Source organism: uncultured Gimesia sp., from assembly GCF_937919775.1.
GTDB lineage: Bacteria > Planctomycetota > Planctomycetia > Planctomycetales > Planctomycetaceae > Gimesia.
Genome location: NZ_CALFPF010000499.1, coordinates 1 through 15,553, shown reverse-complemented (window position 1 = coordinate 15,553; position 15,553 = coordinate 1). Strand labels below are relative to the sequence as shown.

12 protein-coding genes are annotated in these 15,553 nt (G+C 53.3%); 8 read left to right on the top strand and 4 right to left on the bottom strand.

The window, feature by feature from the left end; genetic code table 11:
• The 5 genes from Q0294_RS14225 to Q0294_RS14205 form a co-directional block, all read left to right on the top strand.
• On the top strand, positions 1-396 hold a 396-nt coding region (locus Q0294_RS14225; RefSeq protein ID WP_299466632.1), incomplete at its 5' end, for a DNA-directed RNA polymerase subunit alpha C-terminal domain-containing protein.
• An 81-nt stretch (positions 397-477) separates the two neighbouring features.
• Positions 478-1,158, top strand: coding sequence for a L17 family ribosomal protein (locus Q0294_RS14220; RefSeq protein WP_299466629.1), 681 nt, complete (start codon positions 478-480; stop codon positions 1,156-1,158).
• Positions 1,159-1,347: 189 nt separating this feature from the next.
• The gene (locus tag Q0294_RS14215) at positions 1,348-1,941 is read left to right on the top strand and encodes a putative metallopeptidase (RefSeq protein WP_299466626.1); all 594 of its coding nucleotides are present in this window, start codon (positions 1,348-1,350) and stop codon (positions 1,939-1,941) included.
• Positions 1,942-2,371: 430 nt separating this feature from the next.
• Positions 2,372-3,733: a hypothetical protein gene (locus Q0294_RS14210; protein ID WP_299466623.1), complete on the top strand. Its 1,362-nt coding sequence runs from the start codon at positions 2,372-2,374 to the stop codon at positions 3,731-3,733.
• 71 nt (positions 3,734-3,804) lie between these two features.
• Positions 3,805-4,728 (top strand): hypothetical protein, encoded by a 924-nt coding sequence (locus tag Q0294_RS14205; RefSeq protein ID WP_299466620.1) that lies wholly within the window; start codon positions 3,805-3,807, stop codon positions 4,726-4,728.
• Between the two features lie 113 nt (positions 4,729-4,841).
• Here Q0294_RS14205 and Q0294_RS14200 read toward each other — a convergent pair whose 3' ends face one another.
• Together Q0294_RS14200 and Q0294_RS14195 are read right to left on the bottom strand one after the other, a co-directional pair.
• Positions 4,842-5,954 carry a C45 family peptidase gene (locus tag Q0294_RS14200; protein WP_299466617.1) on the bottom strand — a complete coding sequence of 371 codons (1,113 nt, stop codon included), beginning with the start codon at positions 5,952-5,954 and terminating at the stop codon, positions 4,842-4,844.
• A 62-nt stretch (positions 5,955-6,016) separates the two neighbouring features.
• Entirely contained in the window at positions 6,017-7,030 is a 1,014-nt protein-coding gene (locus Q0294_RS14195) for a N(4)-(beta-N-acetylglucosaminyl)-L-asparaginase (RefSeq protein ID WP_299466614.1), read from the bottom strand.
• 345 nt (positions 7,031-7,375) lie between these two features.
• Here Q0294_RS14195 and Q0294_RS14190 point away from each other — a divergent pair, with 345 nt between their 5' ends.
• From Q0294_RS14190 to Q0294_RS14180, 3 genes are read left to right on the top strand one after another with little or no spacing between them, the layout of a single operon-like run.
• Entirely contained in the window at positions 7,376-8,092 is a 717-nt protein-coding gene (locus Q0294_RS14190; RefSeq protein WP_299466611.1) for a GntR family transcriptional regulator, read from the top strand.
• A gap of 56 nt (positions 8,093-8,148) precedes the next feature.
• On the top strand, positions 8,149-11,346 hold the full coding sequence (locus Q0294_RS14185) for a PSD1 and planctomycete cytochrome C domain-containing protein (RefSeq protein WP_299466608.1): 3,198 nt from the start codon (positions 8,149-8,151) through the stop codon (positions 11,344-11,346).
• A 44-nt stretch (positions 11,347-11,390) separates the two neighbouring features.
• Positions 11,391-12,818 (top strand): DUF1501 domain-containing protein, encoded by a 1,428-nt coding sequence (locus tag Q0294_RS14180; protein WP_299466605.1) that lies wholly within the window; start codon positions 11,391-11,393, stop codon positions 12,816-12,818.
• A gap of 542 nt (positions 12,819-13,360) precedes the next feature.
• Here Q0294_RS14180 and Q0294_RS14175 read toward each other — a convergent pair.
• Together Q0294_RS14175 and Q0294_RS14170 are read right to left on the bottom strand one after the other, a co-directional pair.
• Entirely contained in the window at positions 13,361-13,945 is a 585-nt protein-coding gene (locus tag Q0294_RS14175) for a hypothetical protein (protein ID WP_299466602.1), read from the bottom strand.
• Between the two features lie 337 nt (positions 13,946-14,282).
• A partial coding sequence (locus tag Q0294_RS14170) for a BON domain-containing protein (RefSeq protein ID WP_299466599.1) occupies positions 14,283-15,553 on the bottom strand: 1,271 nt, incomplete at its 5' end.

Sequence of the window (15,553 nt, the reverse complement as noted above, 5' to 3'; positions counted from 1 at the left end):
ACGGTCAAACCTGATATGGCTCTGGTCGAAGCTTCCAAGATTCTGCGAAAGCACCTCAATCCCTTTATTACCTATCGGGAGCCAGGTCCGGAAATGCCACCGGAAGGCGGACTCAAGGGAATGCTGGATACGACCGGTTATGCTCCGATCGATCTGGAACTGGAAGAAAAACTGAATCAGAGTCTGGCCGAACTGAACCTTTCAGTACGTGCTACCAACTGCCTCGAATCCGAGGGCATCAATACCGTCCGTGATCTGGTTGGTAAGTCAGAAGATCATTTGTTACATGTGCGTAATTTCGGGGAAACCACTTTGGTGGAAGTTCGCGAAAGACTGAGTCAGATTGGTCTGCGGCTGGGAATGAAAATTCCTAATTCCTCAACGCAAACGCGTTAATCTTGATTGATTTCCGCGCTGTCAGAATAAAACCAACGAGTATTTTTACTCTTAGCAATCAGAAGAATTCAGAGTTAAGTCATGCGACATAGAATGAGAGGCCGGAAATTAGGCCGCAACGCATCACACCGTAAGGCCATGTTCAAAAATATGGCCGTGAGCCTCATTAAGACGGTCAGGATCGATGAGGATGCAGAAAATGCACCGAAGATCCCCGGGCGGATTACTACGACTGTTCCCAAGGCCAAGGAACTTCGTCCGTTCATGGAAAAGCTGATCACCATTGCGAAAAAAGCCAAGCCGCACACGGAAAATGCCGCTCAGTTCGGCACAACCGCTGAAAAAAATACGAGCGAGTGGAAAGCCTGGCGTGAGTCTGAGCAGTGGAACCAATGGAATCAGGCCATGGCTCCCTCTTTGAGTTATCGAAGACGGGCGTTTGCTGAACTGCGTGATAACGACGCGGTCGATATCCTCTTCAACGAACTTGCCGATCGATTCGAAGAACGTACCGGTGGTTATACCCGCATTGTCCGATTGGCCACCGTTCGTCTGGGTGATGCCGGCGCACAGGCAATTATCGAGTTTGTCGGCGAGCGTGATCGCGTGAAACCGAAGAAACGCAGTGCCACACTCGAACCAACTTCCGCAGCAGGCACCAAAGCAGAAGTCGCTGAGCAACCTGCAGAAAGCGAAGTCGCAGAATCTCAAGTGGAAGCAACTGACGCAGGGGAAACGGAAGCAGAAGAAAAAGAGGGTTAAGCCTGCGGGTTTAATTCGGGCTATCCTGAATCAGGTGTTCCCGCTAATATTTACAAGCTAAGAGTATTTCAACAGATCGAAAATACTCTTAGCTTTTTTTACGCCTTGTGGCGATGTCTTAAATCACGAAGCCACACACTGAGTTGGAACAGAGAGACGTTAAGAAACCAGGATACAGGCTGGCACAGTATGTCAACGAACAAGCCCTTTAACTTCAGTCACGCGATGTACCATCTGTGCCGTGATATTTCGCGACGACTGCCGGAATTCCAGCATGTGGACATGGACCGGATCGCTGTCGCCTTCGCGCAAGCCCGCCGCAATGTGCCTCATGGCATGCAGGCAAAGTTAACGCCGCTGCGTTTCGAAAAAGGCTCACTGCATACGGCGCGTTACGGCCGCAAATGGACCGTCCAGCGAATCTATCAGGATCAGCGGGAAATGTTGTATATCCTGACATTCTACCTGCCTCGTTTTCTGAATCATTCCCTCCAGGAAAAACTGATCACCGTCGTGCACGAACTGTATCACATCAGTCCCGAGTTTGACGGCGACATTCGCCGCCTCGAAGGCCACTACCATGTGCACTCACACAGCCAGAAAGAATATGACGCGCATATGGCTGTGCTGGTCGACCGATATTTGAAGATGAACCCGCCTGCAGAACTCTTTTCATTTCTGAAGTGCCGTTTCTCCACTTTGCAGAAAAAACATGGTGGCGTCGTAGGTCTGCAGGTGCCGATCCCGAAACTGATCCCCGTCGATGAATCACGCAGCGCTTGATGATCTCTCGGTTGTGATTCTGTTCAGATTCGCGTTTTTGTTACAGCTCATCCAAGTGAGCAAAAGTGATCCACTGGCGGAAAATGCAACTGACCGTGAAGTCGTCCGTTGACGCGCAGCAGTGAAGCAGGAGCCCGAGTCAACAACTCGCAAACGGAGTCATTTTGTGTTTCATCAGTATCAATGAGTGCCGGTTTACCTGAACAGCTCTGATTTGGTTCCGGACACCTTTGGGCAGATCCATGTAAAATGCTTGATACTTCATTCCGAGGTGTCTAGACTAAAAAGAGCGCCGCTGAGCCAGGGCGACACTCAATCGAAAGTCTGTTTTGTCATTAATTCCCTAAAGTTCTCCCTCCACTGAATTGATTCTTCGCGCCGGATGACGGTCGGATCTCCCAAACCTGTTCCATGAAATGTAGGCTGAACCATGCACCAGTTATACCGCAGCTTTTATGTTATCCTGTTTCTTACCAGTTGTGTCACCGGGATCACCCGTGCCGCTGACAAACCGTTTGCTGTGGAATCGAATCTGCGGGCCGGCGTTGCCAAAGTCGACATCACCCCTGCCGACGTAAACCAGCTGGAAGTCGTCGGGCATCGCCGTAAGGTGACCGGCGTGCGCGATCCCCTGCGGGCCGGTGTATTGGTACTGGATGACGGGCAGACCAAAGCAGCCATTGTCACGCTTGATTTGATTGGCGCATATAGCGAACTCGTGAAGCCGGCCCGTCAGCAGATCGAGCAGGCAACCGGTATCCCGGCGGCGAACATCATGGTGGCCGCCTCCCACAATCACTCCGGTCCCGGCTTTGATGCCGAATCAAAATGGGGGCAGGAACTGATTGAGAAGCTCACTGCAGCAGCAAAACAGGCGGCGTCGAACATGAGTCCTGTGACCGTCGGTTATGGGGAAGACCAAATCGGGTTCGGCATCAATCGACGAAAAGTGATCAACGGTCGGGCTGTGGTGCGGCTCAATGAAGAAGGGCCCAATGATCCGCGCGTCAAAGTACTGCGGTTCGATGACGGAAAATCGCTGACGCCTGTGGCGGTCATCATGCACGCAGTCTGTCATCCCTGCTTTTTCACCTGGGGTGATAAAGGCTCGATGCCTTACCCGAACGGTTATCCGAAGATGAGCGCCGACTTTCCCGGCGAAGCGCAGACGTTTGTAGAAATGTGCTACGGTAATCAGACCAGTTCGCTGTTTCTGCAGGGCTGCGCAGGGGACATTCGTCCGAATCTGCCCGGTTATCCGTATCGCTGTGCGGATGAAGCCGATATCCAGTGGGCGGGCCGGGATCTGGGCGGCGCCGTTGTGCGCACGCTGGCGCGGAGCGTGATCCGGGAACAGTTGGCCGGTCGTGCGAAACACTACCCGATCCGCGTCGCCAGCACTGTCGTCTCGTTGCCCGGCAAAGAGGGCCGCATTGATGCGGAACTGCAGGCGCTGAAGATCGGCCCGTATCTGTTACTGACCATGCCAGGCGAGCCGATGGTCGAATACGGATTGAAATTGGAGCAGGACATCGCCGATCGCGCGATTCCCATCATTGTGGGATATGCCAACGGAAACATCGGCTACATTGCCACAGCAGACGCCTATCAAGTTGGCGGCTACGAACCGAATACTTCAAAACTAACACCGGAAGCAGAAGCTATCATTCTGACCGAACTGAGTGAGCTTGCCGATCGTGTGATTGGTGATGTCTTCGAGTCGTTTTCCAAACACCCCAAGGATGTCAAAAAACGCGAAGAGGCAGAAAAGGCCCGTGTCAGCAAGCCGTGAGTGGTGCCTGCGTTTAAATTCAATTCGTATTCGGAGAGTGTTACTCTCTTGAAAGAAAGAAGTTCGCTTTCATGACCATGTTGAGATTTGTATTGATTTGTTGTCTTGCCGTTGTGTTCGTTTCTGTGAATGAAGTTTTCGCCGTCGATCCGGAAAAGAAAGAGGCTAAAGAACCCACACAGCGTCTCTATGATGAGGGTGTCCCTGAGTCCGGTTTTCTGACGCTGAAAACAGAAAACTATACCATTCCCCTGGATGCGGCCAGCGGTTGGACCATTGAGAAGATGTTTTATCGCGATCATCAGTTTGGTCTGAATAACGGCCATTATGGGACCGTGTTGAGGCCCAAAGGGGAACAGTGGTGGGGAACCGGACACAAAGAAGGGGGGCGCGAAGTTGTTCATCGCTGCCAACTGATCGTGGATGGTCGAGAAGTTCCCATCACCAAAACCGGGGAGACCCTTGCCGGGAAACGGATTGAATTCATCAAAGATTCAACGATCTGGAAGTTCAAAGTCCGTGCTAAGATCATTCTGACCAACACGGAGATTTTCGAGCAAACAGAAATGGAAGCCTTGGAAGATTGTGAGCTGGATTTACTCTATTATTTCATGCACTGCTTTCCCCCTTCCACGACAAAGTGGATAGCGCAACTGCCTAATGGCACGATTGAACAAGGGCCGTTGTCACATTCCCAGAAAATGGCGGTCACCAAAGACACGACCTGGGTGGCGCAATATGACGAGAAAGATCATCTCGGTCTGTTATGCTACACGCCGCGCGTCATCGCAGGTAATCAAAGTGCCAGTCACATCTGGGACCTCGATCGTTATCACAAATACTACCTGCGGCACAACAACGGACAGTCGTTCAAGAAAGGCGAAAAACTCGACTTCACCGTCTTGGTGAAAGCCGTTCCCCACGAAACCGGGGACTGGAACGCAACCAAAAAAGCAGCCGCGGAATTGATGAAACAGTTTCCGGTTAAGAAATAATGCTGTGCCGTTGATGCTGGCTGAGGAGAGAGAACGCGATCGCCCTCAGTGATCACCTGCCACAACTGGCGGTGTTTGGTGAGCAGAAATGAGTTCTTGCAGAGGTGCAGCCACTACTTGAGATAATCTTTCAACTTGAAGTGTACGAAGGGGCGTTGATAGGCTTCTTCCTGCTTCTCGGCGTAGGAGACCCAGAGTTCTAACGCGGTGGCGTCATACACCACGTCGAGAATGTTGCCCCCTTTGATGGGAATCTTACAGGCGATGTCGATCATTTCCGGGGCGCCGATTTTTCCATACACTTTTTGCAGCGGCTGAAACGCGCCGCGGCCTTCGTCCTGGTAGACCAGGTTTTTCATGACGGCAGGGGCCAGCTCATCTTTCGGGTCATTGTCTCCCCAGATTACGAGATCGGGCGCGTGGGCCAGCATCTTGACGGCGCGCAGATGGACGCCGTCGCCGACCACATAGTGATACTTTTTCATTCGTTTCGCATTTTTGAAAATGTCGATTGCCTGTTCCAGACCGTCGGCATCGTACATGACCTGCCGAAACAGCGTCGTGAAATGCACGCCATTTATATCGAACGGATACTCTTTCCCCGGAGAATCTCCCATTTCTGAAAGCACAATTCCCTTCGCATTCATTCCGGTGTTGGCGCCAATGAATCCTGCGAACGTAATATTCACATGAGGAATGCCCTCCTTGGGAATGTAGACCGTAATGCAGGGAAAGTCTTGCGCCCCTAACTCCATCGACCAGTCCAGGTTTCTCGTTTGATAGAGGTGTCCGTCCCTGGTGGCAGCACCCCAGGCGGCGATGCTGCTGCAGGAATAGTCCATCACCACAGGCATCGCATGCGCCCGCTGCAGCAGTTTCAACGACATGCCTGTCCCTTCCGCAAAGCCGCGCAGCTCTTCTTTAAAACGGGGGTCGGTATGAGGGGCGATCGATTTCCAGGCTGCATCGAGACTCGCATTCGAGCAACGTTCCGGTTCTGCAGTCTGCACTTTTTTCATCAGGGAGTGAACCATTTCCGTGGCGTCGGCTTTGATCAACTTCCCCTGCTGCTTTCCCATTTCATAAGGTGTGCCTTTCACCACGACAACGGGAATCTGATCTGCGCCTTGACCGATCGAGGTCAGATAACCTTCCGCCTGCAGAACTCCAGCGAGAGTGAACCAGGTGATAGTAAAAACGATGACAAGCTGACAGACTCGGATCATGCTGAAATTCCGGTTCAAGAGCGTGCTGGAAAAACGGTTCACAAAAGTAATGTCCACAGAAATTATTTCATCTCGATCAGGTAGGAACCCTCGATGATTTCCACACCTGCCGCGGTGATGATCGCCGCTTTGGGGGGCGCATCTTTTCGACCGCGGATCGCCGCGCAGCCGACCTCCCCGTCTTTGTTGATGGCGACGATCTTGTCGTTGAAGTCGACCTTGTCCGCGCCGCCGTTGATCTTCACGATCCGCTGGCACAATGCTTCACAGGCTTCGCGGGGAGTTTTTCCTGCCCGCATCTGTTCGACCACGAAAAAGCTGCCGCAGGTGCGCAGGATTTCTTCGCCTCGTCCCGTCGCGCCCGCTGCACCGACTTCGTTATCCACGTAGAGACCCGCGCCGATGATGGGAGAATCGCCGATCCGGCCGGGAAGCTTGCCGAACAGGCCCGAGGTCGTCGTGCATCCCGCGAGATCCCCCTTGGCGTCCAACGCCAGAATATTGATGGTGCCCGTCGGTCGCTTGTCCAGATTGTCATTCCCATCTTTGGGCGGCAGCCAGTCGTCCTTATCGCTCAGATTCTCCTTCCAGCGCAGCCACATCTTCCGCGATTTTTCCGTGAGCAGATTCTCTTCTTTAAATCCGTGTGCTCTGGCGAACTGTCGGGCGCCTTCTCCGACGAGGTGAATATGATCGGTACGTTCCATTACGAGTCGGGCCACGGAGGACGGCGTTTTAATATTTTCGAGCGCGCCCACGGAACCGCAATTGTGTGTCCTGCCATCCATGAAAGACGCGTCGAGCTGCACGACCCCGTTTTCGTTTGGAAGTCCGCCGTATCCCACGGACTGGTCTTCCGGATCGAGCTCGGTTACCTGCGCGGATTTCTCCACCGCATCGAGAATGTCGCCGCCCGCTTCGAGCACATTCCAGCCGGGGCGGAGTACCTTTTCAGCCCACTCTTCCCCGCGGCTGCACAGGATTAGAGGACGGCGGGTGGCGCGTTTCTCCTGCGCACGCGCCGACAACGTTGCGAACAGCGATAACGAGGCTCCCAGCCCCGCGACGTTTTTCATGAATTTTCTTCGGTTTGTCATGGACTGATTATAGAGCGGTTCATTTTGGGATTCCAAACAATTCCGGAGGCTTGATGTTTTTTAATAAAGCGGACCGGATATGAGATTTATGGAATTCTCAATTCGCTTCCCTTCATCAAGAGTTCCCGCTTCCAATGGCTTTTCTGGTGGGGGTACAAGTTCCTTCAATTCTGTGAGGGACATGTGATCGCCTGAAAAGTATTGAGAGATGAGTAAGGTGTCAAAACCAGGATTCGTTTCAGATGCGTATTACGGATCTGAAAAAGTTCCGGCCTTTAATCGTTTTTGATTGACGGTCGACCGTCGACTGTGTAGGCTGGGGGGATGAATATCAAACCTGCTGTCAAACCGAAAACCAAAGTTCCCTTTCGTAAGATTCAGAAGCAATCGGTCACGGAAGATGTCGAAAGTCAGTTGCGCGACGCGATTTTATCGGGTGCTCTGGCGCCCGGGGAATCGCTGGCGGAAGCCCGTCTCGGGGCAGAGCTGGGGGTCAGTCGGGCTTCAATTCGTCAGGCAAAATTTCAATTGATGAATGAAGGGCTGTTGGAATTTGATGATCGTGGCACGGCGACGGTTCGCGATCTGACGTTGTCGGATGCGCATGAGATCGTGGAGTTTCGACAGGTGCTCGAGCTGGCGGCGATCAGACTGGCTTGTACGCGTCTGACGGAGGAGACCGTTAAGGCTCTGGAAGAAAACATCCGTCAGACCGAACGGGAATCGAATCTGCTCAAACTGACGTTTCTCGATATCGCCTTTCATGAAGCGATCATCCACGCCTCCGGCAATTCGCGACTCGTCGCTGCATGGCGTGTGTTACGACCTCAGTTGGAGTTGTGGCTGGCGGGGGTGCACCGTCGGCATAGTGTGGTTACCGCGCGCACCTGTGAAGAGACCGTCGCCAGTCATAAATTATTACTCAAGGCTTTAAAAACAGGTGACCCGGATGTCGCGGGGCAGGCCATGTCGGAGCATACCTCTTCGTTACAGAACTGGCTTTCGCTGGAGGCGGAAGCAGAACAGGAAACTGCGGTTTGACTGCGCCTCACGTAGAGGGGCATTCCATCATTACCGAATCAGAAATGAAGCGATCCATGAGAAACGAAGTCTGTGCGACAAATGATGCCGGTCGTCTCGGTATGCGGAGTTTCTTGTCTGTCTGCGCCTGGCTGTTTACTTTTGGTTCCGTATTTCCGGTTTGTGAATCCACGTATGCGGATGACCGTGCAGCGCTCGCGTTATTCGAAAATGAAGTGCGGCCGTTGTTGATTGAACATTGTATTACCTGTCATGGGCCGCAGAAGTCGGAAGCCGGTCTCCGCCTGGACCAGGGCGCCACGATGCTCAAAGGGGGCGATACCGGTCCGGCGATCATTCCGGGTAAACCGGAAAGCAGTTTACTGATCAAGGCGCTCCACCATACCGATGGTCTGGAGATGCCGCCGGAGAAGCAGCTTGACGCCGGCAAAATCGCCGCAGTGACGCGCTGGGTCAAGGCGGGGGCAATCTGGCCGGAAGGGATAAAGCTCGGTAGCGGGCCCGAGTTGCGTGGCGGGCCGATTACCGAAAAAGAACGGCGTTTCTGGTCGTTCCAGCCGATCCAGGATCCTGCGCCGCCGACTGTCGAGGCGTCTTTACCGGTTTCCAATGACATTGACCGGTTTATTCACGCGAAGCTGATCAAGGAAGGTCTGACGATGCGCTCGGCTGCGGAGAAACGAACCCTGCTGCGCCGGGCAACGTTTGATCTGACGGGCTTGCCGCCGACGCAAGCGGAAATGCAGTCGTTTCTGAATGATGACTCGCCGCAAGCGTTTGCGAACGTTGTTGACCGTTTGCTGCAGAGCAGATCGTACGGAGAACGCTGGGGGCGACACTGGCTGGATGTGGTGCGTTATGCCGACACAGCCGGGGAGACCGCTGATTACCCGGCACCGCTGGCTTATCAATATCGCAACTGGGTGATTGACGCGATCAATCAGGATATGCCTTACGACGAATTTGTGCGTCAGCAGATCGCCGGCGATCTGCAGGCACGGCAGCTGCTCAAACCATCAGACAAACCGCTGTCGGCAGAGGATGAAGCGCGCTATCAAAAGATGCATGTCGCCACTGGTTTCATCGCCATCTCGCGACGGTTTGGATTTGATGTGGAGAATTATCACCATCTCACGATTCAGGATACGCTGGATACGGTCGGGCAAGCCGTGCTGGGGTTGTCGCTGGGTTGCGCCCGCTGTCACGATCACAAGTATGACCCGATTAATATGTCGGACTACTATGCCTGGTATGGGATTTTCAACAGCAGCCGTTATTCGTTTCCCGGTTCCGAGGAGAAGAAACGACCTTACGATACGTTCTCGGCGCTCTCCCCAAAATTAGAAGCGGAGAAGAAATCAAAGTTTGAGACTCAGCTGGCTGCGTATGAGAAGCAGGTCGTCGAAAAAACATCAGCGCTGAAAGAACTGGACGATCAGATCAGCGCAATTTTACCGTCGAATGAATTTTGTGGTTTTGAGAAAGAGCTGCTTGGCGGATCTCCCATGAAGCCTTACGGCTTCTTCGCTTCTGCGACGATTTCCGCATCAGCCCAAAGTCCCTACGCCAATGTATTTCCGGTAGGGACGCGGGGCATCGCTTTTCCCGGAGATACGCAAAATAATGCGATAGTTCGCACACTGCCGACGACTCACACGCCCGACACTGCGCCTGTGTTGTACTTCAATCTGGATTTTCGAAATACCGACAGGGCCGGCGAGGGCAATGGTGCATATCGTATCTATCTGGGGCAGGGGCCCGGTCATTCGGCGGCGGTCGAAATCGGAGTGAGTGCTACCACGTTCTTCGTCAAGAACGGGGGGCAATACGAGTCGCTGTGCGAGGTGAAACAGGGGCAGTGGTGTAATCTATGGATCAAATTAGATTTGCAGAAGAAAACCTATCATGGCGTGTTAACGGCCGCCGATCGTTCTGTTCCCTTTGAAGGCAAAAGTTTCACAGCGGGCTGGAGCGGCGTGATTGATACGACGTTTGTGGATAAGTACGGGCCGGGCTCGGGGACAACGCCGGCTCACGAAATTGATAATCTTTCCATCAGTGTGCAGCCACTGTTGCACGCTGAGCAATCGATCGAGAATGCTGAATCACTGGCGGCGGAAATACGTAAGCTGTCCGAAACATTGCAGCACCGCGGGGAACTGAAGCAGACTCTGGATAAGTTGACTGCAGCGCGGGATGTCTTCAAACAGGCTGGTCCTTTCTCAATTCAAGATCAGTATTATGGAGCCATTGACGGTGATCAACCGGCTGATGTGAAAATTCATCTTCGCGGAAATGAGACGAAGCTGGGAGAGGTCGCGGTACGACGAAATCTGGAGATCCTGGGTAGTGATCGGCTCCCGCCTGAATCCGGCAGCGGTCGTTTACAACTTGCGGAATGGCTGACGGCTGAGGGGAATCCGCTATTTGCGCGGGTGATGGTGAATCGCATCTGGCAGCAGCATTTCGGACGCGGTCTGGTGGGGAGCGAAAACGATTTTGGTAATCGAGGCGAGTTACCCACGCATCCGGAACTACTCGACTGGCTGGCGACGCGTTTTAAACAAAGCGGATGGTCGATCAAGGCGATGCATCGACTGATGATGAATAATGCCGCGTATCAGCAGTCGAGCGACTTTGATGCCGTGGCAGCCGAACGCGATCCGGACGCGCGTTTTCTGTGGCGTTTTAATCGTCGGCGCCTGAGTGCCGAAGAGATTCGAGATGCGATGCTGCTGGTGAGTGGAAATCTGGATTCAACGCCCGGCGGCGCGCATCCTTTTCCGCCGGTCGAAACCTGGGGGTTTTCACAGCACGCCCCGTTTTATGCCGTGTATCCGACGAACCGCCGTAGCGTTTATTTGATGCAGCAGCGACTGAAGCGGCATCCGTTTCTGGCCCTCTTTGACGGTGCGGACACGAATGTCAGTACCGCACGACGTGAATTGACCACCGTGCCCACGCAAGCCCTGTATCTGATGAACAGTCCGTTCGTGCATCAGCAGGCGGAACTGCTGGCCCGGAAACTGATCAATGAAGCCAGCGACCCGCGTGCCCGCGTGGAACTGGCCTGGCAGACGTCGATGGGCCGTGCGCCGACTGCGGATCAGTTCTCTGAAAATAGCGAGTTCATCAAAGGCTATACGGCGGCATTGGATGAGAGCGGGGTTGCTGTAGAGGCACGCGAGTTGATGGTGTGGAGCGCCTTCGCGAGAACACTGTTGACGCGTAATGAATTTTTGTTTGTTGATTAACGGACAGGGTTTTCATTTATGAAATCAAGTAGAAAGTGTGAGTCATGACGGGCGGGGCAGAAGACTGTTTGCGGAATGCATTACCGGCGCGGCGGGAATTCTTACAACGTTTTGCCGGCGGTTTCGGTGCGTTGGCGTTGAGTTCAATGCTGGCAGAGGAGACGTCAGCAGCGGAGACGACATCCAATCCGCTGGCGCCGAAGCAACCGCATCATCCGCCGCGGGCGAAACGTGTAATCTTCCTGTATATGACGGGGGGCGTTTCGCACGTGGATTCGTTCGATCATAAGCCGGCGCTGATCGCGAACCACGGCAAGAAAATTACCGTCGATAACTGGCAAGGGAAGGTCGGCGAATTTACCCGCTACCTCAAGAAACCCAATTGGGAGTTCCGACCGGGGGGCGAGAGCGGCGTGCAGATCAGTGATCTGTTCCCCCATGTTCGTGGTGTCGTCGACGACTTATGTGTGATTCGTTCAATGAAATCGGATCATACGAATCATTATGAAAGTACGCTGGGCATGCATTGCGGCTCGTGGACGTTCGCGCGGCCGAGTATCGGATCGTGGATCAGTTATGGTCTGGGAACCGTCAACCGGAACCTGCCTTCGTTCGTGGTGGTGGCACCGCAGGCACCATATGCGGGGGCACAAACCTGGGGGAGCGATTTTCTGCCAGGCTCGCATCAGGGAACACAAATGATTCCCGGCGATGATCCGATTCCCAACATCCGCCGTCAGGTGGCGACTTCGAAGTTACAGGAACTGGAACTGGAACACCTTGCCAAAGCAAACCGGGAGCATCTGGCGCAGCGTCCGGCTGACAACGCGCTGGAAGCAAGAATCCGTTCGTTCGAAACGGCGTTCGGTATGCAGCGCGAAGCACCCGAAGCGTTGGACCTGTCGGGGGAGACGGAAGCGACGTTGAAGATGTACGGGCTGTCTGCAGGGCAAAAAACGGGTTTTGGCTGGCAATGTCTGGTCGCACGCCGACTGGCCGAACGGGGCGTGCGGTTTATCGAACTGATTGACGTGGGTTCGTCGAATAACTGGGACGCGCATGGCGATATGGCAACGCATGCGCCGTTAGCAAAAAACGTGGATCAGCCAATCGCCGCCTTGATCATGGATCTCAAGCAACGGGGAATGCTGGATGACACGCTTGTTGTCTGGACTACGGAATTCGGACGGACCCCCTATCATGAAAAGGCCGATCATGCGGGGCGCGAACATCATCATCAGGTCTTTTCATCATGGCTCGCCGGCGGTGGCATCAAAGGGGGGATGGCTTACGGAGCCTCGGACGAATTGGGAATTGACGTGGGGCAAAACCGCGTGCATGTGCACGATTTTCATGCGACGATTCTGCATCAACTGGGGATCGATCACGAACGGCTCACGTTCCGGCATGCAGGCCGCGACTATCGGCTGACTGACGTGCACGGCAACGTGGTGCAGGAGATTATTGGGTGAGCCGCGAAAAACTGTTCGCAGGATTGCTTTTCAGGTACGCTTTTTTTCACCGTTGGGCAAGCCAACGGTGCCAGCCGGTGCAGTCATTATTTACGTCTTATTTTGCGATCGCGAAAAAATGAAAGCTGACCTGTCGTGAGCGGAATGGCGCCAGCCACCGTTTTTGAGTGTGAGTATGCTGAAGAAAAAACGGCGGCTGGCGCCGAGCCGCTCATGAAATGAAACAAGATCGCTCCGAATGTTATCCCGATCCGACTCACTTCTTTTTCTATCACGAAAACACGAAAGGACACGAATGTTTTTTTGGTGGTTCCGTTCGGTGGGGGACACATCGTTGAGATTCGCAAGGCGGGCGAGCACATAGACTCGCCCCTACGACGATGTCAGTGAATTCTCTGAGCCTTGTGTGTGAATGACGGCGGCTGGCGCCGTACCGCTCATGGTTTGAAAGCGTTTTACGATCCGCGCATGCGAAAGCCGATGATTCTTTCACCCGGTAAGAATCATCGGCTTTGCTGGTGGGTAGGTTGAATATTGGTAGCTTATTCCGATGGTGGTCCGGCACAGCGGATCAGGTGGTCGTGGTCAATGTAGACGACTTCTTTGGTCTGATCGGTGTTCGAGAAGGGAACGGGCCAGTCGGAGCGGATTGTTTTGTCGTAGTACACGGTGCACTTATAGTGACAGTGGTGTTGACGGGCAGGGCCGACCATTGGAAAGAAGCGGCATTCACCGATTCGGTCGACGATGGGTTCAACAACCATGCGTACGTTGTTGCGTGTTGTTTCCGCCAGGAACCAGACACCGCCGCCTGTTTTGTCTGGCAAGGCGCGAATGACTTCGTCGGGGCTGGGAGGATCAAGGCAGAACAGGGGAGCGTGTTCGCCTTCCACCGGGTCCAGAATCGGGACCTTGGTGTAGCGTTCTTCTTCCCAATAGGTGTCCTCAATCAATTGTGACCAGTAGGCGGTCACAGGGATTAAGGGAGTGGTACGCCAGAAAACTGAGCCGGCATATGTCACTTCTATAAACCCTTTGACCAGCGTGCAACCGCTGGTATTGAGCGTTAATAAGCAGGCACAGCCCAAAAGCAAAGCACGGCGGAATTGCTTCCCGATTTTGAACATCCTTCTTCCTCCGGGTGATTTTAACGAAGTTGTGTAAGAGGAGACTTCGTTATCAGTGTTAGAGAGCATCTGGCTCTGGTAAGGAAATATTCATGTTCTATCAGTAGGCTTCCTGCCTGTTTTAGTAAGAACATGATCCCATATTCTTCTTATCGGACTGTTGGTTCGATAATCTTGTGGGAATTTGACGATTTTGACGATTTAAAGGATAAAACGTATTTTGTGTTGTTTCACTGTTTGCCGAATGGCTGTTGTGCCGCTTCGGCTATTAAAAATGCCTTCCAGGAAAGGATTCTTTCCGGAAGGCATTCTCATGGTCTGTTTTGAATGGTAATGATTACCAGTTTTTAGGGTTCATGAACCACCACCAGCGTTCCGTGCGTGGTCTGAAGTTCAATTTCCATGATCCGTCATCCCATTCCAGTTGAGCTTCCCGCCATCCCAGTGGAACCTGTGGATAAGGGTAGAAAGGCCCGATGTAAGGGAATGCACTGGCACTGTACTCGCTTGGATAAGACACCTGTGCGTAGTTTGGATAGTTTGCATAAGTCGGCCAAGCCGTTTCTGGCAAGTGAGGACTATTGTAGACATTGTTTGCAGCACCCATACCTGGTTGTGGAGCCATGCCTGGGTGAGGAGCCATTGCAGGAGGTCCACCTTGTCCCGGATGAGGAGCCTGATAGTTCATGTAATTCGCAGGCTGAATCATCGGAGCTCGCTGTTGTGGAGCGGGCTGTAGTACCTGCAGGCGATTATCGACCTGTTGTACTCCGGGAACACGTTGGGCGATTTGAGTCGCCATTTGTTGTTCCTGAACGGTTCCGATAGCTCCCTGCAGGATCGCGGTACCATTTTTGAAGCGAATTTCCACGTCGTGAGCTGATGCCAGGACTGGTCCCAGCGCTCTCGCGATATGTTCCGCCATTTGCTGATTATTGACCGCAGGGCCACGATTTTGCGGAGCCTGAGTTACAGGAGCCTGATAGGAAACGGTTTGCACGTTTGAGGCCTGATTCTCAGCAGGTTGTTCAAATTGCGCCTGTTTGAGAGCACCTTTCAGGAACGGATCAGTGGCAGAAGTCTGAGTGATCTCGTCTGGTTTGCGGAAAGGATTCAGACTGGGTTTCTTAGGTTCCGTCCCCAGCGTCGGGACCGGATTACCGGCTGCTTCGGTGACTTCCAGACGGTTGTCAACACGGGAGACGCCTTCGATTCTCGAAAGTAATCGGGTTGCCTGGGCTTTTTGAGCTGCTGTCGGAATTTTTCCCGAAAGTACAGCCACCCCTTTATTATATTCGATTTCCATGTTGTAACCGGTCAACCGGGCTTGTCTCAGAGTGTCAGCGATTTCATTCGCCACTTTCTGATTGTGTGTAGTATTTCCCGATCCAGCGGTCGAACTTGCCTGCTCAGATTTCTTACTTAAGAAATCGAAGGGTCCGGCCATTGTGATACCGGGAGTCACCGCCATGATCCCCAGCGTCAAGACCCACTTACGATACCGTTTCATGAACAACTCCGTTCCCAATTGAGTTTTTGTGTTTTCGTCCATTACATCAGAGCTATATCTATTCGTCAGGTTTACACGGTGAGTCATCCCTGCTGCGC